This window comes from Mesorhizobium sp. SP-1A (assembly GCF_032460275.1).
Taxonomy (GTDB): domain Bacteria; phylum Pseudomonadota; class Alphaproteobacteria; order Rhizobiales; family Rhizobiaceae; genus Mesorhizobium.
Genome location: NZ_JAVXZD010000001.1, coordinates 281,327 through 307,504, shown reverse-complemented (window position 1 = coordinate 307,504; position 26,178 = coordinate 281,327). Strand labels below are relative to the sequence as shown.

Annotated in this window: 20 protein-coding genes; 5 read left to right on the top strand and 15 right to left on the bottom strand. The window is 65.8% G+C overall.

The window, feature by feature from the left end; translation table 11 throughout:
• Window positions 1-132: 132 nt before the first annotated feature.
• A complete protein-coding gene (locus QU595_RS01440) occupies window positions 133-951 on the top strand; it encodes a D-alanyl-D-alanine carboxypeptidase family protein (protein WP_315920642.1) in 819 nt (272 codons plus the stop codon).
• A 122-nt stretch (window positions 952-1,073) separates the two neighbouring features.
• Here QU595_RS01440 and QU595_RS01435 read toward each other — a convergent pair whose 3' ends face one another.
• Window positions 1,074-2,117 carry a class I SAM-dependent methyltransferase gene (locus QU595_RS01435; RefSeq protein ID WP_315918475.1) on the bottom strand — a complete coding sequence of 348 codons (1,044 nt, stop codon included), beginning with the start codon at window positions 2,115-2,117 and terminating at the stop codon, window positions 1,074-1,076.
• Window positions 2,118-2,353: 236 nt separating this feature from the next.
• On the opposite strand from QU595_RS01435, the gene QU595_RS01430 reads away from it, so the two are divergent.
• On the top strand, window positions 2,354-4,333 hold the full coding sequence (locus QU595_RS01430; RefSeq protein WP_315918474.1) for a putative bifunctional diguanylate cyclase/phosphodiesterase: 1,980 nt from the start codon (window positions 2,354-2,356) through the stop codon (window positions 4,331-4,333).
• 100 nt (window positions 4,334-4,433) lie between these two features.
• Here the strand turns inward: QU595_RS01430 and QU595_RS01425 are convergent, their stop codons facing one another.
• From QU595_RS01425 to sauS, 5 genes are all read right to left on the bottom strand, one after another.
• Window positions 4,434-7,031: a DNA translocase FtsK gene (locus tag QU595_RS01425; RefSeq protein ID WP_410000462.1), complete on the bottom strand. Its 2,598-nt coding sequence runs from the start codon at window positions 7,029-7,031 to the stop codon at window positions 4,434-4,436.
• A gap of 221 nt (window positions 7,032-7,252) precedes the next feature.
• On the bottom strand, window positions 7,253-8,572 hold the full coding sequence (locus QU595_RS01420) for an MFS transporter (RefSeq protein WP_315918471.1): 1,320 nt from the start codon (window positions 8,570-8,572) through the stop codon (window positions 7,253-7,255).
• A 221-nt stretch (window positions 8,573-8,793) separates the two neighbouring features.
• Complete coding sequence (gene xsc, locus QU595_RS01415) at window positions 8,794-10,569, bottom strand: sulfoacetaldehyde acetyltransferase (protein WP_315918622.1); 1,776 nt, start codon at window positions 10,567-10,569, stop codon at window positions 8,794-8,796.
• Between the two features lie 64 nt (window positions 10,570-10,633).
• Window positions 10,634-12,160, bottom strand: coding sequence for an AMP-binding protein (locus QU595_RS01410; protein ID WP_315918469.1), 1,527 nt, complete (start codon window positions 12,158-12,160; stop codon window positions 10,634-10,636).
• Window positions 12,157-13,560, bottom strand: a complete 1,404-nt coding sequence (gene sauS / locus QU595_RS01405) for an acylating sulfoacetaldehyde dehydrogenase (protein WP_315918468.1) — start codon at window positions 13,558-13,560, stop codon at window positions 12,157-12,159. The genes QU595_RS01410 and sauS overlap by 4 nt, the downstream gene beginning before the upstream one ends.
• Window positions 13,561-13,674: 114 nt before the next feature.
• Between sauS and QU595_RS01400 the strand changes: the two genes are divergently transcribed.
• The 3 genes from QU595_RS01400 to QU595_RS01390 all read left to right on the top strand — a co-directional run bounded on the left by QU595_RS01400 (window position 13,675) and on the right by QU595_RS01390 (window position 17,214).
• Window positions 13,675-14,694 carry a LacI family DNA-binding transcriptional regulator gene (locus tag QU595_RS01400; RefSeq protein WP_315918466.1) on the top strand — a complete coding sequence of 340 codons (1,020 nt, stop codon included), beginning with the start codon at window positions 13,675-13,677 and terminating at the stop codon, window positions 14,692-14,694.
• Window positions 14,695-14,938: 244 nt separating this feature from the next.
• Window positions 14,939-16,150 carry an ATP-grasp domain-containing protein gene (locus QU595_RS01395; RefSeq protein ID WP_315918465.1) on the top strand — a complete coding sequence of 404 codons (1,212 nt, stop codon included), beginning with the start codon at window positions 14,939-14,941 and terminating at the stop codon, window positions 16,148-16,150.
• A 17-nt stretch (window positions 16,151-16,167) separates the two neighbouring features.
• Window positions 16,168-17,214, top strand: a complete 1,047-nt coding sequence (locus QU595_RS01390) for a polysaccharide deacetylase family protein (RefSeq protein ID WP_315918463.1) — start codon at window positions 16,168-16,170, stop codon at window positions 17,212-17,214.
• Window positions 17,215-17,223: 9 nt separating this feature from the next.
• On the opposite strand, the gene QU595_RS01385 is transcribed toward QU595_RS01390, so the two are convergent.
• From QU595_RS01385 to QU595_RS01345, 9 genes are all read right to left on the bottom strand, one after another.
• Window positions 17,224-18,297: an acyltransferase gene (locus QU595_RS01385; protein WP_315918462.1), complete on the bottom strand. Its 1,074-nt coding sequence runs from the start codon at window positions 18,295-18,297 to the stop codon at window positions 17,224-17,226.
• Window positions 18,298-18,413: 116 nt separating this feature from the next.
• The gene (locus tag QU595_RS01380) at window positions 18,414-18,701 is read right to left on the bottom strand and encodes a DUF1330 domain-containing protein (protein ID WP_315918461.1); all 288 of its coding nucleotides are present in this window, start codon (window positions 18,699-18,701) and stop codon (window positions 18,414-18,416) included.
• Between the two features lie 33 nt (window positions 18,702-18,734).
• The gene (pyrF, locus tag QU595_RS01375; protein WP_410000488.1) at window positions 18,735-19,418 is read right to left on the bottom strand and encodes an orotidine-5'-phosphate decarboxylase; all 684 of its coding nucleotides are present in this window, start codon (window positions 19,416-19,418) and stop codon (window positions 18,735-18,737) included.
• A gap of 11 nt (window positions 19,419-19,429) precedes the next feature.
• Window positions 19,430-20,026: an NADPH-dependent FMN reductase gene (locus tag QU595_RS01370; protein WP_315918459.1), complete on the bottom strand. Its 597-nt coding sequence runs from the start codon at window positions 20,024-20,026 to the stop codon at window positions 19,430-19,432.
• 82 nt (window positions 20,027-20,108) lie between these two features.
• Window positions 20,109-20,717 carry a phospholipid N-methyltransferase PmtA gene (gene pmtA, locus QU595_RS01365; protein ID WP_315918458.1) on the bottom strand — a complete coding sequence of 203 codons (609 nt, stop codon included), beginning with the start codon at window positions 20,715-20,717 and terminating at the stop codon, window positions 20,109-20,111.
• 172 nt (window positions 20,718-20,889) lie between these two features.
• Complete coding sequence (dnaJ, locus tag QU595_RS01360; protein WP_315918456.1) at window positions 20,890-22,020, bottom strand: molecular chaperone DnaJ; 1,131 nt, start codon at window positions 22,018-22,020, stop codon at window positions 20,890-20,892.
• A gap of 215 nt (window positions 22,021-22,235) precedes the next feature.
• Window positions 22,236-24,149, bottom strand: coding sequence for a molecular chaperone DnaK (gene dnaK, locus QU595_RS01355; RefSeq protein WP_315918454.1), 1,914 nt, complete (start codon window positions 24,147-24,149; stop codon window positions 22,236-22,238).
• A 297-nt stretch (window positions 24,150-24,446) separates the two neighbouring features.
• On the bottom strand, window positions 24,447-25,448 hold the full coding sequence (locus tag QU595_RS01350; protein ID WP_315918453.1) for a Gfo/Idh/MocA family oxidoreductase: 1,002 nt from the start codon (window positions 25,446-25,448) through the stop codon (window positions 24,447-24,449).
• Window positions 25,449-25,527: 79 nt separating this feature from the next.
• Window positions 25,528-26,127 (bottom strand): YceI family protein, encoded by a 600-nt coding sequence (locus tag QU595_RS01345; RefSeq protein WP_315918452.1) that lies wholly within the window; start codon window positions 26,125-26,127, stop codon window positions 25,528-25,530.
• Window positions 26,128-26,178 lie beyond the last annotated feature (51 nt).

Sequence of the window (26,178 nt, the reverse complement as noted above, 5' to 3'; positions counted from 1 at the left end):
AATGCTGGGCTAGGCTCGCGCAATTGCCTGCCGCATTTCAAGACCTTCCCACCAAGAACGACAGCCTTGCCGAAGCCGCACTTCTTCCTGTTCGCCCTGAGATGTCTTCTGGTTGCCGCGTTCGCCGTGGCGATGACCGGCTGCGCCACGACCAGTCCGCCCGAAGCGGTGCTGGCGGTGCCCGCGCCGGCGCAAAAATACGCCGCCATCGTGGTCGATGCAAAAACCGGCAAGCAATTGTTCGAGATGAACTCGACCTCGCCGCGCTATCCGGCCTCGCTGACCAAGATGATGACGCTCTATCTGCTGTTCGAGGCGATGGATTCGGGCCGCGTCACCAAGGAAACGCTCATTCCGGTGTCGGCGCACGCCGCCTCGCAGCCGCCGACCAAGCTGCGTTTCCGGCCGGGCGAGGCCCTCGACGTGGATTCGGCCATCCGCGCGCTGACGGTGAAATCCGCCAACGACGTGGCGGTCGCGGTGGCCGAATATCTGGGCGGCAGCGAGGAGGCCTTCGCCGCGGCCATGACGGCCAAGGCGCGCCAGATCGGCATGCTCAATACGGTGTTCCGCAACGCGTCGGGCCTGCCGGACGACGACCAGCACACGACCGCGCGCGACATGGCGGTGCTGGGCCTGGCGCTGCGCCAGCGTTTCCCGCAATATTATTATTATTTCTCGGCCACCGACTTCATGTCCCGCGGCAAGCTGGTGCGCGGCCACAACGACCTGCTCGGCCGCGTGCATGGGGTGGACGGCATCAAGACCGGCTATATCCGCGCTTCCGGCTTCAACATCGTCACTTCCTACGATGCCGACGGCCGGCGCCTGGTCGTGGTCGTGATGGGCGCCGACACCGCCCGCGCCCGCAACGCGCATGTCGAGGACCTGCTGCAGCGGGCGCTCGCGCCTGGCGCCGGCTCGCCGCAGCTGGTGTTCAACGATCCTTGAACGAGCGGCGCCGAAGGCCCGCCAGCTCAAGGTTGGCTTCCTGAAAGGTTCCGACGCTGGAATTGCGGTGCCGTAGCGCCTTGCGGGGCGCCGTCCAGCGCCCCTTACCGGGCCGTGGCGCCTCAGGAGGCGTGTTTGCGTATCTTGCCGTAGACGATGTTGCGGTTGGTTCCGTAGTACACTTCGGCGTCCACGAGGTTCCTGTCGACCGCGGCGTTGATGATGTCCCACATGTCGTCGGCAGAGCGCAGGATCAGCGGCCAATCCATGAAGGTTTCCATATAGCCGTCGGTCGTGATCTCGTCGCTGAAATTGGCGAAGAGGAATTCGCCGCCCGGCTTGACCAGCTCCATGGCCCTCTGCAGCAGGCGGATGCCGATCGCGCGCGGCAGGTAGTCGTAGAGTCCCGACGCATAGACCAGATCGAAGGTGCCGAGATCATAAGCGCGGCGCAGGATGCCCTTCACCGAGCCGTCCACTGCCGACACCGCCGTGCCGGCCAGGTCGCGGGTGACGATGCCCACGCTGGTCGGGTCCTGATCGAGACCGACCCAACGCTTCAGCCTGCCCCGGGCAAGGGCTTCGGAAAGCTCGGCCTCGCGCAAATGGCCGCAGGCGATCGCCAGGATTTCCGCGTTTTCGACCCGGTCGGCCGTTTCGTCCACCGTTTTTGCCAATATGTCGCGCCGCTCGCGTCCCGCGACGGAGCTCGCCGCCTCGCTGGTATAGGCGTAGATCTCGCGCCCGAGCGCAGTGGACGACGCGACCTCTTCCGCGGCCGCGGGATGCTTGTAATAGATGTCGAGCAGGCCGGCATCGCCCGAATAGCCGCGCGGCTTCTCGCAGGACCAGCGCGTGAACGGATCCTGCATCAGATATTCAGCGACACGATGCTGCTGGGCCAGGGGGATCAGCTGCTGCCAGACTGCCGGGCTGGTCGTTCCGCGAAGTTCGTGCAGGCGCCCGGCGAGACGCTCGACGATCACGGCGGCCGGCTGTTGCCGCACGAAAGCCTGGTGCGCGAGGTTCAGCGCAAGCGCCAGACGCGCGGTCGCGTCCCTCAATTCGTCCGCATCGGCAACGCCTTCCGATGCCGGCCCATGCTGCTTGATCAGCTTGGCGGTCACAAGACTGTACTGGTCGAGCTTCAGCTCTGCATTCGACATGCGATATCCCCTTTCGATCCACCCCGGCGCGAACTATAGGGGCTTCGTTAAAAGATACGAAGTATTTTCATAAAATTTAGCTTATTTAGCCATCGTCGCCGCATTGAAGGCAATTCACTGCCCGTTTAACACTCGGTTAGCGACATTCCGTTTGTGATGCTGGCAGCTATGTCTGCGCTCTGCACAATGGCCGGTCCGATTCCTCGACGCGACGGCAGTCGCGAAGGAGCATTGCGATGCAACTGAGCACGGACATTGCGCAAAAAGTGGTCGATGCGATGGCCCGGCCGCGGTGGAAGCCGGCCGACCCCACGCTTCTGGCCCTGCTGGCGCAACGCAACGCGGAACAGAACCGCAAGGTGGTGCGCTGGGGCATCCTGGCGGCGGTGGTCAGTTACGTCGCCTATGGGCTCTTCGACTGGTTCCTGTTCCCGGACGTCGCAATCCGCCTCATCATCGCACGCGTGGCGATAGGCTTCAGCTTCCTGGCGCTGGTCGAGATCGGCGCCCGCCGCAATGCGCCGCTGCCGATGCTGCATCTCTTGGCCGCATCGGCGATCGTATGCGGCGCGGTGGGGTGGCTTCTGATCGCGCTTGGAACGAAATACCAAGCGGCCCTGTCCATTTTCATGGTTTTCGGCACGGTATTCATCCTTGGCGCGAACCTGTTCTTCAACTTCCGCTTCTGGTTGTCGGTCGTTTCGTCGGCGACGGTGGCCGCGGTTTTCATCGGCGCGGCGCTGTTCGCCCTTGATGCCGATCTGGTCGGCCGCATCGTGATGGCTGTCTATTTCGCGAATTCGCTGGTGCTGTCGCTCTATCTGTCCTGGCGCCTCAGCCTGGAGCGGTACCAGACCTTCCTGCACGCACTGCGGGCGCAATTCCAGGAACAGGCCGCCATCGAAAAGGGACAAAAGCTGTTCGAGATCGCCGATACGGACCCGCTCACCGGACTGAAGAACCGCCGGGCGATCACGCGCGAATTTCCCGAACTGCGTGAGGAATGGGCCAAGGACGACCATGAGATCGGCGTCGTCCTCATCGACGTCGACCATTTCAAGAAGTTCAACGACCGGCTGGGGCATCAGGCCGGCGACGACTGCCTGATCCGGCTTGCCCATACGTTCTCGGAAACGGCGGACGCGAACAACGCGATCGCCGCGCGCTACGGCGGCGAGGAATTCGTCATCCTGTGCAAGGTCAGCAGCCGCGGGCATCTCGAGGAGATCACCCGGCAGTTCTGCCGTGCCGTCGACGGCCTGCAGATAGCGCATCCCGACAGGGACGATAAGCTCAACATCGTCACGATCAGCGCCGGCGCCACGCTGACGCGGGCCGACCAGAGCATGGAACTTCGCACCCTGTTGCAGGAAGCAGACCGGGCGCTTTATGCGTCCAAATTCGCCGGACGCGCGACGTTCACGATCTACGATCCCCAAGCCACCGACCAGGACAGTTCCAGCAAGAACCTGTCGGAGCTTTTGCAGCTCGCCATCTCCCGGCAGCTCGTATCCGTCGCCTACCAGCCAATCTGCGATGCGGTGTCGGGAAAGGCGATCGGGCACGAAACGCTGATGCGGCTGCGCGATTTCGACGGCAGCGCGATCAGTCCGGCCGTCTTCATTCCGGTGGCCGAACGCACCGGCGCCATCGTGGAACTCGGAACATGGCTGATCGACCAGGCCTGCAGCGACATGAAACAATACGGGCTGGGCTCGGTCGTGTCGGCGAATGTCTCCGTGGTTCAGCTCAAGGCACCGAATTTCTGGCTGCGGGTCGCCGAAATTCTCGGCCGTCATGGCCTCGCGCCGCAGAGGCTGGCGCTGGAGATCACCGAAGGCAGCGACATCTTCCTGGAGGCGCAGGCGATCAGGAACATCGAGCAACTCCGCAACATGGGCGTCCAGATCTGGCTGGACGATTTCGGCACCGGATATGCCGGGCTGGCATCGCTGCGCCGCTTCAAGTTCGACGTCGTGAAGATCGATCGCGGCTTCCTGAACGAATGCGAGACGGCCCGTGGCTTCAGCCTCCTGCAGGATATGGTCCGGCTGCTGCGCAACCTTGGCCACATCGTGCTTGTCGAGGGCGTCGAGACGATGGAGCAGCAGATGGTGCTGCAGCATCTGGGCGTGCATCTGGTGCAGGGCTTCCTCACGGGACATCCCGTCCCGATCGAAAAGATACGCCAGATCATGCCGGGGCTGGTCGCCTGACGGCAAGCGGCCGGTAATGGGCGGGATACCCCCGCCCGCCCCAGGTCATGAATTCGCGAAGCCGAACGAAACGGCTGGCCATGAGGCCGGCCAGCGACGATCAGTCCAGATCGTCGCGATCGGCCGCATGATCGCGCTTGCCGAGCAGGATCTCGCGTTTGCCGACATGGTTGGGCGCACCGACGAGACCCTCCTTCTCCATGCGCTCGACCAGCGAGGCGGCACGGTTGTAGCCCACGCCGAGACGGCGCTGGATATAGGAGGTGGAGCACTTCTTGTCGCGCATCACGACCTTGACGGCGTCCTCGTAGATCGTGTCTCCGTCCTCCGCAGCGATCGCGCCCTTGTCGAACACCGGACCCTGGTCGGCCTCAGGCTGTTCCTCCTCCTCGTCGGCGGTGACCGTTTCCAGATATTCCGGCCGGCCCTGGGTCTTCAGATGCGCCACGACATGCTCGACCTCCTCGTCGGATACGAAGGGGCCGTGGACGCGGGCGATGCGCCCGCCGCCGGCCATGTGCAGCATGTCGCCCTGGCCGAGCAATTGCTCCGCGCCCTGTTCGCCCAGAATCGTGCGGCTGTCGATCTTCGACGTGACCTGGAAGGAGATGCGGGTCGGGAAATTGGCCTTGATGGTGCCGGTGATGACATCCACCGACGGACGCTGGGTGGCCATGATGAGGTGGATGCCGGCGGCGCGCGCCATCTGCGCCAGGCGCTGGATGGCGCCTTCGATCTCCTTGCCGGCGACCATCATCAGGTCGGCCATCTCGTCGACGATAACGACGATGTAGGGCATCGGCGCGAGATCGATTTCCTGTTCCTCGAACAGCGGCTCGCCGGTGCCCTTCTCGAAGCCCGTCTGCACCTGCATGACGACGGTCTCGCCCTTGTCGCGGGCGGCCGCCGCGCGCTGGTTGTAACCGTCGATGTTGCGCACGCCGAGCCGCGCCATCTTGCGGTAGCGGTCCTCCATCTCGCGCACCGCCCATTTCAGCGCGGTGACCGCCTTCTTGGGGTCGGTGACCACGGGCGTGAGCAGGTGCGGGATGCCGTCATAGACGGAAAGCTCCAGCATCTTCGGATCGACCATGATGAGGCGGCACTCCTCCGGCTTCAGCCGGTAGAGCAGCGACAGGATCATGGTGTTGATGGCGACCGACTTGCCCGAACCCGTGGTGCCGGCCACCAGCAGATGCGGCATCTTGGCGAGTTCGGCGATGACCGGCTCGCCGCCGATGGTCTTGCCGAGGCACAGGGCCAGCTTGGCGCTGGTGCGGCGGAAGCCGTCCGAGCAGATCAGCTCACGGAAATAGACCGTCTCGCGCGTCTCGTTGGGCAGTTCGATGCCGATGACGTTGCGGCCCGGAACCACTGCGACGCGTGCGGAAACGGCGGACATGGAGCGCGCGATGTCGTCGGCCAGGCCGATGACGCGCGAGGACTTCACGCCCGGCGCCGGCTCGAACTCGTAAAGGGTGACCACCGGCCCGGGGCGGACGTGGATGATCTCGCCCTTGACGCCGAAATCCTCGAGCACGCTTTCCAGAAGGTCGGCATTCTGCTCCAGCCGCTCCTGCGACATGTAGAAGCCCTGGCCCTCGGGCGGAAGTTGCAGCAGTTCCTCCGACGGAAACTCATAGCCTTCCCCCGACAGCACCCGTGCGACCTTGCCGGCCATCGGCAGCGACGGTGCGCGCGGGGCCGGCATGGTGATCTCGACATTGCGCGCAGCCGGAGCCGGGGCGGCCGGGGTGGCCGGGGCGGGTTGTGCCGCCTGAGGCGCGGTCTCGTCCGGCGCAATTCCGACCGGAGATTGCACGGGCGCCGAGGTCTGCACCAGGGCGGTGGGGACTTCCGGCGTTCCGAAATTCCATTCGACGATGCGGTACAGCGAGGTGACATCCACCGCCGACATGGTTTGAGGCGCGACAGCCTGGGCCGGCACCTGCCGCACCGGAGCCGCAGCCGGACGTAGCTCCGCCGAGGCCGGCCGATGCACTGTTGCCGGGGCGGCGGAGACACGCGCTGCATCGTTCGGGCGGGCCCGGGAAAGGCGCTCGGCCAGGAAAGGCATGCCGAACTCGAAGAAGGCATGGTCGGAAAGATAGGACCAGCGGGCGCCTTCGGCGTGGTGCCTCGATGACACGGCGGCGACTTGCGCGGCGGTGCCGGCGGCGCGATCCGTCGCCGGCTGCCCGGCGGGCGGCTGCGGGCGACGGGACGCGGCTGGCGCCACCTTGGCGGCCTGCGCCGCAACGGCGGCATCCGGATCCATGCGGGCCGGTGCCGCAGGAATAGGGACGGATGCTCCACTCGGCGCGAAATGCGGTTCGATCGGCTCGGCCGCCGCCGCCGCATCGCTTGCCCCGCCCTGGTCGTCCACGTCTTGCGATGCTTGCCGCTTTGCGTGGTCGTAGTCGGGCGTGCGGGTAAAGCGCACATTTGGCGCGAGGAAGAAATAGTTCTGCCAGGCAGGCAAGGGACCTTCGCCCTCACCGACGGCCGAATCATGCGGACCGGCACGCGCGTCCGTCGGCGCCGGACGAGCGGGCTCGCGCAGCGCCACGACATGTGCCGAGGCGGCCGGCGGGAGCGTCGCGGCATGCCCTTGCGATTCCTCGAGACGATGGGGTCCGTCCTGCTCGCAGGCGGACGCAGCGGAAAGATTTGCCCGAGAAAGATGCATGGAGGCCATACCCAAGACTCGCCGATTGAACGTCTCCCGAGACATAGGAAGCGATGGTTAACAGGTCCTTCCGGCGAAGGCTTCCGTCACCCGCAAAAGAGCCGCCGCGACCGAAGGGTGCGGCGGCTTTTCGTTCTGTTTCAAAGGTTTGCTGACGAGGAAATTTTAATGAGACGCTTTGACGGCGCCGGCGAAGCCCGCCCGAGGCAGGGCGGGCTCCGCAGCCGGCGTCACTTGGCCTTTGGCGCCGCGCCGGCGAATTTCAGGTCGACACGGCGGCCGTCCTCGCCGTCGACCTCATGGTCCCTGAAAGGCTGGTCCGGCCGCATCCACAAGGCCAGCACCGCGCCCGCTAGGAGCAGCACGAGCGATGCCGCGAACGGCAGGTCCCACCGCCCGGTCATGTCGATGACGAGGCCGAACACGACCGGAGAGATCATCCCGGCCAGTCCGAAGCCGAAATTCATGAACCCGCTGGCGGTGCCGGAATAGCGCGGCGCGATATCCATCGGGACCGCCCAGATCGGTGCGACGATCAGCTCCGCAAAGAAGAACGCGGCGCTGAGGCTCAAGGCCACCGTCAGCAGGTCGGCCGAGAACAGGACCGGCAACATGCACACGAAAGCGCCCAGGAATCCGAAGATGATGACGCCGGTGCGTGCCAAGGTGACGTTCCCGGTCTTGCGCAGAATGCCGTCGCTGATCCAGCCGCCCGCCAGATCGCCCACGACGCCTGCAAGGAACACGCCGGCCGAGAAGATGGCGGACTTCTTCAGGTCGAGATTGTACTGGTGCAGGAAATAGGACGGGATCCAGTTCAGGAACAGCCAGAGCGTCCAGCCGTAGCAGAAGTCGGTCAGCGTCACCGGAAGCATCCGCTTCAGCAGCCGGCCCCAGGGGACGGTCTTTCGCTCGCCCGCGATCTTTTCCTGCGGCAGCGCCGCCAGTTCTTCCTGGGTGACGCCCTTGTGGTTGCGGGGGTCGTCGCGGAAATACCACCACCAGACCCCGACCCAAAGGAAGCTGACCAGGCCGACGATGATGAAGGAATCCCTCCACGACAGCGTGATAACCAGGAACGCGATCAGCGGCGGGGTCAGGGCATTGCCGAAGCGGGCGAACGCATGGGTGATGCCCTGCGCAAAGCCGCGCTTTTCCGCCGGCATCCAGTTGGACAGGGCGCGCGTGGCGGTGGGGAACGCGGAACCCTCGCCAACCCCGAGCAGCAGCCGGGCGATGACGAGGGAGATCGCGCCTTCCACGAAGCCGATCATGATGGTGGCGGCCGACCAGATGCCGCCGCAGATGATCAGGGTCTTGTGCGGCCCCAGCCGATCGCCCAGCCGCCCGCCAAGTATCTGGAAAAGGGCGTACGGATAAGCGAAGGCGGAAAAGGCCAGCCCGAGCTCGAAGTTCGACAGGCCCAGTTCGGCCTGCATGGCCGGGGCGGCGGTGCTGATGTTGACGCGGTCGATATAGGTGACCAAATACATCAGGCAGATGATGAACAGGACGCGATCCGTCGTCCTGAAGCGTGTAAGCCGTAGCATGTCTCCTCCCTGGATATGCTTACCCTTGGCGTCGAACGGCGCTCATGAGCCGTTTTCCGGCCGTTGTTGAAACCCGCCCTCCTCCGGCGGGATTTCCGATCCCGGTATTCGGCCAGGAACCCCGAACTGTCCGCTCCTTTCAAATCCTGCGGTCGACCTTGTTCGGTCGGGAATCCGCCGCGCCGCCGGACCGAAGGCCGGAGGACGCAGCGGCTCGATCGTCACGCGCCTTTCTGGTGTTTCATGTCGCCTTTTGAGATGCCGGCGACGGGGACGGGCTTCTTCATGGCGTCGCGGCGGAAGGGCTCGCCCAGTTCCTGGTTGAGCACGATCTCGACGAAGGTGGTGACGCCCCTGGCCTGGTCCTCGCAGGCGGCGCGGATGGCCTCGGTCACCTTCTGCGGCGTGTCGGCCACCACCCCCTTGAAGCCGCACGCCTCCGCCACCCTGGCGTAGCTGAAGTCGCGGTTGAGCTCGGTGCCGACGAAGTTGTTGTCGTACCACAGCGTGGTGTTGCGCTTCTCCGCCCCCCACTGGTAGTTGCGGAACACCACCATGGTGATCGCCGGCCACTCCTTGCGCCCGATCGAGGTCATCTCGTTCATCGAGATGCCGAAGGCGCCGTCGCCGGCAAAGCCCACCACCGGAACGTCGGGGCAGCCGATCTTGGCGCCGATGATCGAGGGGAAGGCATAGCCGCACGGGCCGAACATGCCCGGCGCCAGATATTTGCGCCCCGCCTCGAAGCTCGGATAGGCGTTGCCGATGGCGCAGTTGTTGCCGATGTCGGTCGACACGATCGCCTCCTTCGGCAGCCCCGCCTGGATCGCCCGCCACGCCTGGCGCGGCGACATCAGCCCGGCGTCGCGCTGCCGCGCCTCCTCGTTCCAGCGCGTGCCCGGATCGTCCTGCTCGTGGTCCATCGACGACAATTGCTGCAGCCAGGCCGAGCGCGTCTGGTGGACGAGCGCCTTGCGCTCCTCGCGCCCGGCGTCGCCCGCCGTGCCGGCCAGCTGCTCCAGGATCTGGCGCGCCACCTCCTTGGCGTCGCCGCAGATGCCGACCGTGATCTTCTTGGTCAGGCCGATGCGGTCGGGGTTGATGTCGACCTGGATGATCCTGGCCTCTTTCGGCCAGTAGTCGATGCCGTAGCCCGGCAGCGTCGAGAACGGGTTGAGGCGGGTGCCCAGCGCCAGCACCACGTCGGCCCTGGCGATCAGCTCCATCGCCGCCTTCGAGCCGTTGTAGCCGAGCGGGCCGGCGGCCAGGCGGTGGCTGCCGGGGAAGGCGTCATTGTGCTGGTAGTTGCAGCACACCGGCGCGTCCAGCCGCTCGGCCAGCGCCACCGATTCGGCGATCGCCCCGCCGATGACCACGCCCGCGCCGTTGAGGATGACCGGGAACTTCGCCTCCGACAGCAGCTTCGCCGCCGCCGCGATCGCCTCGCGGCCGCCCGAGGGCCGCTCCAGCCGCACGATCTGCGGCAGCTCCACGTCGATGACATGGGTCCAGTAGTCGCGCGGGATGTTGATCTGCGCCGGGGCGCAGCCGCGCCAGGCCTTCTCGATCACCCGGTTCAGCACCTCCGGAATGCGGGACGGATCGCGCACCTCCTCCTGGTAGCACACCATGTCCTCGAACAGCGCCATCTGCGGCACTTCCTGGAAGCCGCCCTGGCCCATCGTCCGGTTGGCCGCCTGCGGGGTGACGAGCAGCATCGGCGTGTGGTTCCAGTACGCCGTCTTGACCGCCGTCACGAACCCGGTCACGCCCGGACCGTTCTGCGCGATCGCCATCGACATCTTGCCCGTCGCGCGCGCATAGCCGTCCGCGATCAGCCCCGCATTGGTCTCGTGCGCGCAGTCCCAGAACGCTATCCCCGCCTTCGGGAACAGGTCCGAAACCGGCATCATCGCCGAGCCGATGATGCCAAACGCATGCTCAATCCCATGCATCTGCAAAACCTTCACAAACGATTCTTCCGTGCTCATCTTCATCGTGGCGATCTTCCTCACTCGTCTCATTCAAGGCACCGTCGCCGGAACCGTGTCCCGGCCGGCTTCATTCCGTCATTTGGGCCAGTTTCAGCCGCTGGATCTTGCCCGACGGCCCCTTCGGCAACGCGGCCATCAGATGGATGACCTCGGGCGACTTGAACTTGCCCAGCCTCTCCTCGCAGATGGAAATCAGGTCGGCCACGCGCAGGGTCGAGCCCTGGCGCAGGATCACCGCCGCCTCGACGCGCTCGCCATATGTGGCGCATTTGCGGGCGAAGGCCGCGGCTTCGACGACGTCGGGATGGGCGTAGAGCGCCTCGTCGATCTCGCGCGGGGCGATGTTCTCGCCGCCTTTGATGATGAGTTCCTTCAGACGCCCGGTGACGAAGACGTAACCGTCCTCGTCCCGACGCCCGAGATCGCCGGTCCTGAGCCAGCCGTCCGGGGTCAGCGCCGCGCCGGTGGCCGCGCTGTCGCCGAGATAGCCCCGCATGACATTCGCGCCGCGCACGGCGATCTCGCCTTCCACGCCGGCCGGCAGCGGCACGAGATCGGGGGACAGGATGGCGATCTCGTTGCCGACGGCGCGGCCGGGAGAGCCGACCTTGCGCGTTCCCGGCGGCAACGGGTTCGACAGGATCTGCGCCGCGGTTTCGGTCAATCCCATGGTCTCGATTATCGGAATGCCGAAGCGGCGCTCGAAACCGTTCTGCACCTCCGGCGCCAGCGCCGCCGAAGCCGAACGCCCGAAACGGATGCGTGCCGCGCAGGACGGCTGAGGCGCGCCGTCTCCATGCAGGAGATGCGAGATGATCGTCGGCACCACCGAGAACCAGGTGACGGCATGTTCCTCGCAAGTCGCCCAGAACTGGCTGGCGGAGAACCTTTCGCACACAACCACCGACCCGCCCGACAGCAGCGGTCCGAGGATCGTCACGCACAACCCGTTGATGTGATAGACCGGCAGGACGCACAGGGCGCGGTCCTGTGCCGTCAGCTCATGCGCCAGCGCCGTGTTCCAGCCGCCGGCAAGCAGGCTGGAATGGCTGTGGACCACGCCTTTCGGCCGCCCGGTCGTTCCCGAAGTGTACATCAGGAGCGCGTCGTCCTCGGCGTCATGCGCATGAAGCGCGGCCGGTTCGACGCCCTGGGGCCATTCGAAGCCGGCGTCGACCTCGATCAGGATCGGCGCGGCGGAATGAGCGGCCAATGCGCTGTCCAGCAATTGCCGCTGCCCCTTGTCGAAGAGCAGGGCTTTCGCGCCGGAATGCGACAGCGCGTAGCCGATCGCATCCGCCCCGGCCACCAGATTGATCATGGTGGTGCGAAAGCCGCCATAGAGCACGCCGAACAGACCGAGCACGGCGTTGCGCCCGTTGGGCATCATCAGCGCCACGCTGTCGCCGCGCGACAAGCCGAGGCCGGTCAGGTGGCGCGCGATCCCTGCGGCGGCATCGCGCAATTCCTTCCAGGTGAGCGCGGCGCCCCCTGCGGGAAACAGATGGCTGACCGCCTCGCCCTGGCAGTCGGCGCGATGGTCGAGCCAGTCGCGGACGGTGCCCTGCGGCGGGCGATGCGGATCGACCGTCACTTGCCGGCCTCCTTCCAATAGTCGGAGAAGACCTCTTCGAGCTTCGGCTCGCGTGGCGGAATGGGCCGCACGATGCGGGTACGCTGCATGAAATGGCGCCAATGCAGGTTGGCGTCGATCGAGTTGCCGCCCCAGCTGCCGCAGCCCATCGACAGGGAGAACGGCAGGCCATTGTCGAAGGCGCCGCCGGTGGCGAAGCAATGGGCCTGGTTCACGATCACCCGGCAGACGGGCAGGCTGCGGCCGAGGGCGACCGAGCGGTCCGCGTCGCGCGAATGCAGGCCGACGGAATGGCCGGCGCCCTGATGCAGCAGGATGCGCCGCGCCAGATCCGCCGCATGGTCGAAGTCCCGCGCCCGGTAAAGTGCGGCGACGCGGCTGAGCTTTTCGCCGGAGAGCGGATGGTCGGGCCCGATGCCCTCGGTCTCGACCGCAATCAGCCGCGTTCCGGCCGGGACCTTGCCGGAAAGGCCGAGTTCCCGGATCGTTACGTCGGCATCCTGCGCGATGATCTCGCGGTTGAGATGCCCGTTCTTCCAAAGCCGGTCGATTATGCCCGCCGCTTCCGACGAGGGAACGACCGCGCCGCCTTCAGCCGCAAGTACCGCAAGAAAATCGTCATAGACCGCATCGACCACGATCAGCGCGTTTTCCGAGGAGCATGAGGTCGCGTTGTCGAAAGTCTTCGAGAGCGCGATCTTGCGCGCCGCCCCGGCCAGGTCCGCCGTCTCGTCCACGATGACGGCGACATTGCCCGCGCCCACGCCGATCGCCGGCGTGCCGCTTTCATAGGCCCGGCGGACATTGTCCTGGCTGCCGGTCACGACCACCAGGTCGGCCGTTTCCAGCAGCCGCTGCGTCTTGGCCTTGCCGCCCGCGCCCGGCAGCATCTGCACCAGGTCGCGGTCCTCGCCGATCTTGTCGAACTCGGCATGGATGAAGCCCAGCAGCATCTCGCAGCAGGCCGCTCCCTTCGGCGAGGGCGACAAGACGATGGCGTTGCCGCATTTCAGGGCGTTGATGATGTTGTTGGCGGGCGTCGCCGCCGGATTGGTCGAGGGCACCACCGCGCCGATGACGCCGATGGGCCGGGCGATCTCGACAATGCCGGTGTCCGCATCGTCGGACAGAACGCCCCAGGTCGGGACACCCTGAATGTCGCGCAGGAGCCCGAGCGTCTTGCGATGGTTCTTGGTAATCTTGTCGGCCACATTGCCGAGCCCGGTGGTGCGCACCGCGAGTTCCGCAAGGCGGCGATTGCGCTCGGGCTGCATGATCGCCCAGCCGGCCGCCTGCGCGGCAAGATCGTAACGGCGCTGGCTGCCATGCGCCTCATAGGCCGCCTGCGCGACACGCGCCCGTCCGATCACCGCGTCCACCGAGAGGATGTCGTCCGACATGTCCATCCGCCTGCCTTTCACTTCACGCATTCGGGAAAGCTTAAGTCATGAAAACACCCTTGCAAATGTTTTCATAAATCGTCATTCTTCTGGAATTTACAGGATTAAAATCAGATGGTTAAGCCGGATATTGTTTTCGTGGCGCGGCTTGCAGGCGTTTCACCCGCAACGGTGTCACGCGCCATGAACCATCCGGATCTGGTGCATCCCGCGACCCGCAGGAAGATCGATCTCGCCATCGAAAAATCTGGCTATATCCGCAATCGCGCCGCGCAGGCCATGCATGGCCGGCGCAGCGCGACCATAGGGCTGGTGGTGCCGACCGTGGCCAACACGATCTTTGCGGAGGTCGTGCAGACGTTCAACGACACGGTGAGCGATCAAGGCTTCACGCTCCTGCTCGCGTCGCACGGCTACGATCTGGACAACGAGTACCGGCTGATCCGCAAGCTGCTCGAGCACCGGGTGGATGCGTTGGCCGTGGTCGGGCTGGACCACAGCCCGGGAACCTTCCGCCTGATCGAGGAGCAGCATGTGCCGGTGCTGGCGATCTGGAACTACCTGCCGGACGCGGCCCTGCCCTGCATCGGCATCGACAATCGCGAGGCGGGCCGGCTGGCGGCCGAACACCTCGTCGCGCTCGGCCACAGGCGCATCGGCATGGTGTTTCCCCCCACGCACGGCAACGACCGCGCGCGAGACCGCAAGACCGCGGCCGTCGAGGTCTTTCAAGCCAGGGGCGTGGAGATGAAGGAGCAGTGGCAACTGGATGTGCCCTACAGCATCGCACAGGCGAAGGCAGCAACCCTGGACCTGCTGGCCGGCGAAGACCGGCCGACGGCGCTGCTATGCGGCAACGACGTGCTCGCGCAAGGTACGATCTTCGCCGCGACGAAGCTGGGGATTTCCATTCCCGGCGCGCTTTCCGTCGTCGGCATCGGCGATTTCGCCGGTTCGGCGCAGATCGAGCCCGCGCTGACGACGGTGCGGATTCCCGCGCGGCGCATCGGGGTTTCGGCGGGAAAGGCCATCGTCGATGCGATCGGGCGTCCCGACTCCGACTTCATGGTCCGGACCCGCATCGACCTCGATCTGATCATGCGGGCGAGCACAGGAGTGCCGGTCGAGGCGTGAGGCGCCCAGAACCGGCCGAACCGGCAAACGCTCTCCTTTCGGACAAGATCATGGCCCGGAAACAAAGGCTTGGAACGGGGCGGCTTTCCCACACGCGAACCTCCCGGTCCAGGCGCTGCGACCCTCGGTGGAGTTCGCAGCCAAGCGTTTGTTAACCGGGGATCGGCTAGGCTTCCTGGACCAATTCAATCGGCCTGCCATGGCGCACTTGACCTTCGATGAGTGCCGATTGCCGGAGCCGACCATGACACCTGACTCCCGGCACGAGAAAGATAATCCCGGTTCCCCCGGCGCCATTCCCGGCGTCGTCATCCTCGGCGGTGCGCATGGCACCCTGGCCTTGGCGCGCAGCCTCGGCGCACAGAAGGTGCCGGTCTGGCTGGTCAGCAACGACACGCCCTTGCCCGGACGGTCGCGCCACATAAGCGGTAAGTTCGGCTGGCGGGGAGAGAACGCCGCCGATGCCGCCGGTTTCCTGCTTGAACTCGCCGGCACCGCCGGCCTTTCCGGCGCCCTGCTGGTCGCCGGCGGCGACACCGAGGTGCGCCTGGTTTCGCAGGCGGCGGAGACATTGGCGGGCGCCTACAGACTGACGCTGCCGCCGTGGGAGCGGCTGAAATGGGTGTGCGAAAAGCCCCTGCTCTACCGGCGCGCGGCGGAACTCGGGCTGAACACGCCGCTGACCTATGAATTTGCCTCGCTGGACGAAGCGTCAGGCGCCGACATCCGTTTCCCCGTCGTGCTGAAACCCAATATGGGCGGCAGCAGCCGTTTCCAGCGCGCCAAGGTGGTGCGTGCCGACGACCGCGCATCGTTTCTAACGGCCCTTTCGGACGCCGCCGAACAGATCGGGCTCGAAAACGTCGTGGTGCAGCAGTTGATTCCGGGCGGCGGCGAGTGCCAATTCTCCTACGCCGCGCTCTGGAACGAGGGCGAGCCGGTAGCCGAGTTCACCGCGCGCCGCACCCGGCAATATCCGGTGGAGTTCGGCTATACCTCCACCTTCGTCGAGGCGATGGAGGTGTCCGACGCGGCTGAGGCGGCAAGGTTGCTGCTGCGCTCGATCCGGCATCACGGGCTGGTCGAAATCGAGTTCAAGCGCGATCCGCGCGACGGCGTGCTGCGCGTGCTCGACGTCAATCCACGGCCGTGGTCGTGGTTCGGGCTCGCCAAGGCGGCCGGGGTCGATCTCGGCGCCATGATGTGGGACGTCGCCAACAGCCGGCCGGCGCGGCCCGCCGCCATCCGCTCGGGAGCGGCGTGGATGTATCTGGTGCGCGATCTGGCGGCGGCCGCGCAATTGCGCGCACAGGGGAAGCTCACGACCGGCAGCTACGCGCGCGCCCTCGGTTCGGTGCGAAGCTGGGCCGCCTTCGCCGGCGACGATCCCGTGCCCGGCCTGATCGACATCCCGCTCACGGCCTGGCGCGTGCTGACGCGCCGCATCCTGCGCTGAGCCATCGGGAGCGCGGCATGTCCTTCAAGAGCACGGCCAGGCGAACCCTGAAATATGCAGCCATCCGGGGCGGCCTCGAAGCCGTCGCGCTGACGCGGGCGGGCGCTCTTTGGCCATCGGCGGGCGGGCGGGGCGTGGTGCTGACCCTGCATCACGTGCGCCCGGCCGAACCGCATCGCTTCGCGCCCAACGCGCTGCTGTCGGTAACGCCGCAGTTCCTCGACGAGGCGATCCGCGCCTGTATCGAAAGCGGCCTGGTGCCCGTGGCGCTGGAGGACCTGCCCCGTCTGCTTGCCGATCCCGCGGACGAACGCCGTTTCGTCGCCTTCACGCTGGACGACGGCTACCGCAACAATGCCGAACATGCCGCGCCGGTGTTCCGCAGGCATGGCGTGCCCTACACGATCTTCATCACCCGAGGCTTCGTGGAAGGCACCCGCTCGGCATGGTGGGAGACGGCGGAGGCCCTCGCCCGCGAGGCCATCGAGGTGGAATTCGATTTCGGGGCCGGCGTCGAGCAGGTTCCAATGCGCACGCTGGCCGAAAAGCTTGCCGCCTTCGACCGTTTCAGCCGCTTCGTGCAGACCACGGAGGAAGACCAGGCCATTGGGCTGCTCGACAGGCTGGCCGAGGCCCACGGCATCGATCCGGCCGGCATCATCGATCAGTTGGTGATGGACGCCAGCGAGCTGCGCGAGCTGTCGCGAGACCCGTTGGTCAGGTTCGGCGCCCATACGCTGACCCATGTCAATCTGCGCCGCGTCGACGACGCGCGCCTGAGAGCCGAACTGACCGGCTCGGCGTGCGCGGTGGCGGAATTCACGGGCCGGGAGCCGCAGAGCCTCGCCTACCCTTACGGATATGCCGCGGCGGTCGGCGAACGCGAGTTCAAGGCGGCGGCGGATGCCGGCTTCAAGGTGGCGGTGACGACGCAGCCCGGGGTGCTCGGGCCGCACAATCTGCAAAGACCGACCGCCTATGGCCGCGTGTCGCTGAACGGCCTCTACCAGAACAAGCGGCTGGTAAAAGCGCTGCTGACCGGCATCCCCTTCCGGCTGATGTAGCTTGCCAGGTCAGACGGCTTCGAGCGGCCGGAACCCTCGCTTGAGGCGTGCCGCGAGGTCGAGGATGGCGCGGCGGCATCTCGGTTCGACAAGCGCCGCGATGGCCCAGGACAGGCCCAGCAAGGCGCAGACCAGCAGCGCCGCCACGACCCAGCGGTTCTGTGCGTCGGCAAAACGGGCAAAGACCGCATAGCCGATGTGCTGGTGCAGCAGGTAGAGCGGGTAGGTCAGTGCGCCCAGCCCGTAAGCGAGGCGGGCCGGGATCGGCAGGGCGGGCGCGAAGGCGGCCAATGCCACTGCGGCGAGGCCGAGCACGGTGAACAGGCCGACGCCCCATGCATTGCGCACAATGCCGTACTGATCGACCATGCGCGGCTCGATGACATAGGCGGCTGCGATCGCCCAGGCGAAGGCTAGCGCCAGGAGCAGGGCGGTCAGGCGGTCGAACCGGCTGCGGGCCTGGAAGAGCACGAGACCGAATGAGAAGAAGCCCGAATATTCGGTGATGAGCAGCTTGCGCACCACGTCGCTGCCGAGGACCAGCTCGTTGAAGACCGAGAGCGCGAGCCAGACCGGAACGGCGACGCGCCAGCCCTTGCGGAACCAGCCGGCCGCGAGCAGCAGGAACACCCAGCCGTAGAAGATGATCTCGTAGACGATGGTCCAGTAGGCGCCGTCCATGAAGGGCTGGCCGAAGATGCGGGAGACGATGACGAACTGCGCCGCCCACTGCGCCAGCGTCGGGCGCGCAATGCCCGGCACCGGCCAGGCGAGCAGCACCAGCGCGGTGATGCTGGCGCAGAGCACGAAGGTGGGCCACAGCCGCGCGAAGCGCCCGGCGGCGAAGTCATAGGCGGAGCGGTTCTGCGCCGACATGGCGATGACGAAGCCGGAGATGGCGAAGAAGACGAACAGGCCGACATCCCCCCACATGGCCACCGGCGCAAGCTCGGGAAAGCCGACGCCCCCACCCTCGCCCGAGATCGCCATGCGGAAGCCATAGTGGAAGACGAGCACCATGGCAGCGGAGACGAGCCGCAGCAGGTCGAGATTGTACAGGCGCGATGCAGAGCTTGTCGGCATGGAATTCGTGTCCGGTCGCGCTGCGCGGCGACGATCCGCCGCGCAGGCGGCGGTAGCAAACGCCCGGCCCCGTTAAGATTCCATGAGCGGCGGCAGCCCCCCCGGCCCGAACGGCGTCAGAGCCCCTCGACCAGCACGATCTCGCCGTCGGCAAACTTCTGGCGGATGGCGGCTGCGCGCTGGTATTCGGGCGAATTGTAGCAATCGTGCGCGGCGGCCAGCGTATCGAATTCGATGACGACGTTGCGGGCCCGGCACGGACCCTCCGCCGCCTCATACGCGCCGCCGCGGGCCAGGAACCTGCCGCCGAAGCGCTCGAATGCCGGCTTGGCGGCCGCCACATAATCCTTGTAGCCCTCGGCGTCTCGTATATCGACGCGGGCGATCCAATATCCCTTCGGCATTCCTTCCTCCGATGCTGAGCCGCGGCCGGGATGTCAGGCCGCGCGCATTTCCGCCAAGATAGCTTCGGCGGCGGCCCGCCTGTCAACAGCGCCGACGATCGGGCGACCGACGACCAGGTGGCTGGCGCCGTTGCGGATGGCATCGGCCGGCGTGACCACGCGCTTCTGGTCGCCATGTGCGGCGCCTGCCGGGCGGATTCCCGGCGTGACGAGGGCAAGATCGGGACCGATGACGCCCCGCACCGCAGCCGCTTCCTCGGCCGAGCAGACGATGCCGCCCATGCCTGCCCGGAGTGCCTGTTCGGCCCGGCGCAGCACCAGCGTGCGCGGATCGTATTGATAGCCCGCGTCGATCACGTCCTGCTGGTCCATCGAGGTCAGCACGGTGACCCCGAGCAGGCACAGGTCGCTGCCTTTCGCGGCTTCCACCGCCGCCTTCATCGCCTTGGGATAAGCGTGCAGGGTAAGCATGGCCATGCCCATCCCGGCGATGTTCTCGACCCCCTTGGCGACAGTGTTGTCGATGTCCAGCAGCTTCATGTCGAGAAACACCTTCTTGCCGCCGGCGGCGAGTTCGCGGGCGAAGTCGAGCCCCCCGGCGAAGGCCAGCTGATAGCCGATCTTGAAGAAGGAAACGCCGTCATCGAGGTCGCGCACGACCTTTGCGGCCTCCGCCACCGTCGGCACGTCGAGGGCGACGATGAGGCGGTCGCGCATGGCGTCGGCGCTCACGGCTCCACCCGCTTCGACCACATGGATGCGGTTTCCATCAGCGTACGGCATAGATGCTCCATCGATTGTTTCAGTCTTTCGTCGCGCAGATTGCCGGCCTCGTCGAACGCCGCCGCGCCGGCCGGCACGGAGCATTCGGGCGCGACCACCTCCATGCGGCAACGCACGAGCACGGCGCGCAGATGGTTGATCGCGCGGATGCCCGCGAACTGGCCGGCGGAGGAAGAACACAGGCCAGCCGGCTTGCCCGCCATCGGCATGAAGGTCCGTCCGCCATCGCGGCGCACGCGGCTCACCCAATCCACTGCGTTCTTCAGGAGCGGCGGGATCGAGCCGTTATATTCCGGCGTGGCGATCAGAACGCCGTCATGCGCCGCAACCTGGCGCGCAAGACGCATGGCGTTTTCGGGGATGCCTTCTTCCCGCTCCAGATCCTCGTCGAGGATCGGCAACGGATAGTCCGCAAGCGAGACCCGGGTGGTCTCGGCACCCTGCATCGCAAGGGTCTTCTGCGCCGCGTCCGCGGTCCGGCCGCTATAGGCACCGGTCCGGACCGACCCGGCGAAGACGAGAATTCTCGGCGTCACCCGCATTCCAGCTTCCTGTGATTGCCTGCACCTATAGGCCAAGCGGGGAACGAATCAACAGGAAGCGCGAAACGGAGCGACCCCCCGCTCAATTGCGACGGCCGCGCCTGTAGATCCAGAGCTGCGTCGGGGGAATGTTGCGCACGACGAAATGGAAATGCTCGACCGTGTAGTCGCCACGGCCCGGCGGGATGGGCGACAGCGGCCCGTAGGTGAGCTGCACGACCGGGCGTCCTTCCGGAATGCGGTCGAGCAGGCTTTCCAGATAGGCGATACGGCGGGCGACCGGGAAATTCAGCAGCGGCACGCCCGAAACGACGGAATCGAACGTCAGGTCGCGATGATCGCCAAGCGCCGCCGAAAGATTGAAGGCATCGCCCTCTATGACGTTCACGGCCGGATAGAGCCGGCGCAGGTGCCGCACGAATTCGGGCGAGTATTCGACCGCATAGAGGTTCTCGGGCTTCACGCCGCGCGCCAGTATGGCCCGCGTGATGACACCGGTGCCCGGACCGATCTCCAGCACCGGCAGGCCCGACGCCGGGTTGACGACCGAGGCCATCTCGCGCGCGGTGATGCTGCTGGTGGGAATGATGGAGCCGACGGCCTTTGGCCTCCTCACCCATCCCTGGAAGAATTTCAGCTCGTCGTCGAACTTCTCCGCGAGCGTTTTCTTCAAACCGGGACTACGCGCCATGGCAGCTTTCTCCTGATAGGCTCCCCCGCACCGCTACTAAACAGCTATGTGGTCCATCGCAAGGAGCGGACTGGTCCAAGCTGTTGATGACGCGACGTAATGCTCGCCAAAACCGCTGGCCACGCCCTGCAAACGACCCAGCCCGGCTTCCGTTCCCGGCGCCGGACGGCAATCAGCGTTCGCCGAAGGACTCGAAAAAGTCCTTCATGCGCGAGAAGAAGCCGCTCGACTGAGGCGAGTTCTCCTGCGAGGAAATCTGCTCGAATTCCTCAAGCAATTCGCGCTGCCGGCGCGTCAGGTTCTGCGGCGTCTCGACCGCGACCTGGATATAGAGGTCGCCGATCTGCGGCTGGCGCAGCACGGGCATGCCCTTGGCCTTCATGCGGAACTGGCGTCCGTTCTGGGTGCCTTCCGGCACCTTCACGCGGGTCTGCGTGCCGTCCAGCGTGGCCACCTCGAACGAACCGCCAAGCGCGGCCGTGGTCATCGAGATCGGCACCTTGCAATAGAGATCGGCGCCGTCGCGCTGGAAGAATTCGTGCGGCTTCACCGCCAGGAAGATATAGAGATCTCCCGCCGGGCCGCCGCGCAGACCGGCCTCGCCCTCGCCCGCCAGGCGGATGCGCGTGCCGTCTTCGATGCCGGCCGGGATGTTGACCGAAAGCGAGCGCTCCTCGGTGACGCGGCCCTGGCCGGAGCATTTGGTGCAGGGGTCCTTGATGGTCTGGCCCCGGCCCTGGCATTGCGGACAGGTGCGTTCGATGGAGAAGAAGCCCTGGCTGGCGCGCACCTTGCCATGGCCGTTGCACATGGAGCAGGTGACCGGCTGCGTGCCGGGCTTGGCGCCCGATCCGGAACATTCGGTGCAGGACACGGAAGCAGGAACATGGATCTGCGCGGTCTTGCCGGCAAACGCCTCCTCCAGCGAAATCTCCATGTTGTAGCGCAGATCGGCGCCGCGCTCGCGACCGCCGGAGGAACGGCGGCGGCCGCCCCCCATCATCTCGCCGAAGATATCCTCGAAAATGTCGGCGAAACCGCCCGCGGCAAAGCCGTTGGCGGCACCATTCATGCCGCCATGCTCGAAGGCGGCATGGCCGAAACGGTCGTAGGCGGCACGCTTCTGCGGGTCCTTGAGGCACTCATAGGCCTCGTTGATTTCCTTGAACTTGTGCTCGCAGGCGTGGTCGCCGGGGTTCCGATCCGGATGGAACTCCATGGCGAGCTTGCGGAAAGCGGCCTTGAGCTGCTTGTCGTCGGCGGTCTTCTGCACGCCGAGCGTTTCGTAGAAATCAGCCTTCATTTTTCATTTAAAGCCCATCTTGGTCCCGTGCCGGACGGCTTCAGGCGCGCTTGCGCGCTTTCCAGCCGGCCGGGCATGCAACTCGACCCGGTCTTCGATTTAGGTGCGTTGCGGTTCCGATGCCAGAGCCGGCAAAGGAACCGCCTGCATTTTTCCGTTCATGGTTGCAAAAAAGCCCGGCCTGAACCGGGCTTCTCGCTTGTCTGCCGTCAGCTTCAGGCCGACTTCTTGTCGTCGTTCTCGTCGATTTCCTCGAAATCGGCATCGACCACGTCCGAATCCTTGGCGGCGTCCGCCTTGGCGTCGGTCTCTGCCGTCTCCTTCTGCGAGGCTTCGTACATGGCCTGGCCAAGCTTCATGGAAGCTTCGGCAAGCGCCTGGGACTTGGCCTCGATCTCGGCCACATCCTCGCCCTCGGCAGCGCTCTTCAGCGCGGCGATGGCATCGGAAATGGCCGTACGGTCGGCCTCGGAGACCTTGTCGCCATAGTCCTTGAGCGACTTCTCCGAAGAGTGCGCCAGAGCCTCGGCCTGGTTGCGCGCCTCGACCAACGCACGCCGCTTCTTGTCCGCCTCGGCGTTGGCCTCCGCGTCCTTGACCATCTTCTCGATGTCGGCATCGGACAGGCCGCCGGACGCCTGGATGCGGATCTGGTGCTCCTTGCCGGTGCCCTTGTCCTTGGCCGAGACGTTGACGATGCCGTTGGCGTCGATGTCGAAGGTCACCTCGATCTGCGGCACGCCGCGCGGTGCGGGCGGAATGCCGACGAGGTCGAACTGGCCGAGCAGCTTGTTGTCGGCCGCCATCTCGCGCTCGCCCTGGAAGACCCGGATCGTGACCGCGTTCTGGTTGTCCTCGGCGGTCGAGAAGGTCTGGCTCTTCTTGGTCGGGATCGTGGTGTTGCGCTCGATGAGGCGCGTGAACACGCCGCCGAGCGTCTCGATGCCGAGCGACAGCGGGGTGACGTCGAGCAGCAGCACGTCCTTGACGTCGCCCTGCAGCACGCCGGCTTGGATCGCGGCACCCAGCGCCACCACCTCATCGGGATTGACGCCCTTGTGCGGCTCCTTGCCGAAGAACTGCTTCACGACTTCCTGCACCTTGGGCATGCGGGTCTGGCCGCCGACGAGCACGACCTCGTCGATCTCCCCGGCCTTCAGCCCGGCGTCCTTGAGCGCTGCCTTGCACGGCTCGATGGTGCGCTGGACCAGGTCGTCCACCAGCTGCTCGAACTTGGCGCGGGTGAGCTTCATGGTCAGGTGCTTCGGGCCCGAGGCATCGGCGGTGATGAAGGGCAGGTTGATTTCGGTCTGCGAGGCCGAAGACAGCTCGATCTTGGCCTTCTCCGCGGCTTCCTTCAGCCGCTGCAAGGCAAGCTTGTCGTTCTTGAGGTCGATGCCCTGTTCCTTCTTGAACTCCGCCGCGAGATACTCGACCAGGCGCATGTCGAAGTCCTCGCCGCCGAGGAAGGTGTCGCCATTGGTCGACTTCACCTCGAATACGCCGTCACCGATCTCCAGGATGGAGATGTCGAAGGTGCCGCCGCCAAGGTCGTAGACGGCGATGGTCTTGCCTTCCTTCTTGTCGAGGCCGTAGGCGAGCGCGGCCGCGGTCGGCTCGTTGATGATGCGCAGCACCTCGAGGCCGGCGATCTTGCCGGCGTCCTTGGTGGCCTGGCGCTGGGCGTCGTTGAAATAGGCCGGAACCGTGATGACGGCCTTCTCGACTTTCTCGCCGAGGTAGGATTCGGCCGTTTCCTTCATCTTCTGCAGAATCATGGCCGAGATCTGGGAAGGCGAATATTTCTTGCCGTCCGCCTCGACCCAGGCATCGCCGTTGTCGCCCTTGACGATCTTGTAGGGGACAAGCTTCTTGTCCTTCTCCGTCACCGGATCGTCATAGCGGCGGCCGATCAGGCGCTTGACCGCGAAGATGGTGTTTTCCGGATTGGTGACCGCCTGGCGCTTGGCCGGCTGGCCGACGAGACGCTCGCCGTCCGGGGTGAAGGCCACGATGGAAGGCGTGGTGCGCGCGCCTTCGGCGTTTTCGATGACCTTGGCGTCCTTGCCGTCCATGACGGCGACGCAGGAATTGGTGGTTCCGAGGTCGATGCCGATTACTTTTGCCATTGCTCTAAATCTCTCCTTCAAGCAGGCTTTCAAGGACCCTGTCAGGCGTTCCGGCGAAAGCCCCTGTTCTCCAAGAATTCCGCGCACAGCCACTCTGCTGCGCGGTCACGCGCGGTCTGCGGGGTATATAAGAACAGGCCGTCCTACGCGCAAGCATCTGCGCACTCATGAAGACGCGGTTTGACGGTCTTTGCCGAAGCTGTCCCGGTCACAGGCGCCTGCGCGTAAGAGAGCCGGCGTGACCGGTTCGCGGACCAGCCCATGTCTAGCGCCTGCGGAGATGCGGCCGGACGGGGCTCAGACCCCTTCCCAGCCGTCCTTTTCTCCCGCACGGAAGATCGCGTCGATGACCTTCTGGTTAAGCACGGACTCCTCCAGCGTGAAGACGTGGTCCTTGCCGCCCTGCGCGGCCCGCGCGAACGCCTCCACTTCCAGCCTGTATTGCTGGGTGCCTGGAAAGCGCCAGACCTGCGCTTCGCTATGGTTCTGGTTGTGCAGCGTGATGCGGTGATCGTCGTAGAGGCCGGCATTGAAGGGCGATGCGACCTCGATGAAGCCGGCTTCGCCGTGAAACACTATCGTCTGCCGTGCCGCCATCTGGGTCGAAAGGTAGAAAGACAGTTCGAAATCGCCGAAATCGGCCCGGACCGAGGAATAGATGTCGGTGCCGAAAGCCTTGTCCCACTCGATCGTTGCCTGCACGCGCACCGGCTCCTTGCCGGTGACGAAGCGGGTGGCGACGGTCGGGTAGACGCCGATGTCGGGCAGCGCGCCGCCGCCGAGATCGAGCTTGTTGCGCATGTTGGTCGGATCGACGTTGAAATAGCTGAACGCGCCCTGCACATACCGCAGGCGGCCTATCGCGCCATCGGCCACCAGCTCGCGAAGCCGGATCCATTGCGGGTGGTAGGTGACCATGAAGGCCTCGCTGACCAGCAGCTTGCGGCCTGCCTTCACCTTCTCGTCGCGCAGCGCGATCAGCGGCAGGATGTCCTTCGCTTTCAGCGCCAGCGGCTTCTCCACCAATACATGCTTGCCGGCTTCGATCGCCTTGGCCGTCCATTCGACATGCTGGGAGGTCGGCAGCGGGATGTAGACCCCGTCCACCGTGTCGGACGCCAGCAACTCCTCATAGGAACCGAAGGCATGCGGAGCGCCGAAACGGTCGGCCAGCGCGCGGGCCTTGGCGACATCGCGGCTGGCGACGGCGGCCAGCACCCCGTTTGCGGCCTCGGCTATGGCTGGCAGCACCTGCTCGCGTCCGATCTTGGCCGTTGACAATACACCCCAGCGGAACATCGGCTTTCCTTTCGCTTGCGTGGCGGGAAAGCCAAGATGTGCCCGAAAACGCGGAAAAAGCCAATGCAGGCGGCATGGCTCAGCCGCGCCGCGCACTGAGCCTCATGTCGAAATCGACCACGTTGGAGTAGATCGGCGTACCCACATCCATGCCGTAGCGCGAGCGCAGGACCTTGCCGGTGACGTGAAAATCGATGCGTCCGGACTTCAAGCCGGCCAGCGTGGCGGTGAACTGCTCGGGAAAGGTCTTGCCGCGCGCCGTGAGGCGACCGGTGATGACGGCGGTGGTTTCGCCTATGCGCTTCACGCCGGTGGAGCGGAACTGGATTTCACGCTCCCGCGCGGTGTCGAACACGGCGTCGGAGCGCAGGAAGGCGTCGATGCGCTCCTGTCCCGTGCCGACGCTGGCCGGGTAGATGGTGATGTCCACCGCCGAGCGCCCGACATCGCCCGCATCGATGCGGATGGTGCCGCCAAATTTCGCGAAGGCGCCGTTCAGGTCGCCGCCGCCCATGTTGCGGATGGAGAACCGGACCGACGAGCCCGCCGGGCTGATCGTGTAACGCCCGGCGGCATCGCTCAGCGAGATGGCGGCGCGGGCGCTGGTGACAGCAGGGAGGTACGAAATGGCGAGGGGCGCGACGGCGAGCGCCGCTAACGCAAAGCTTCGAGCGGACATCTGGATTTTCCTTCGGGCGTTCCGCCATCGCGGCGGATGTTCCATCGAAGC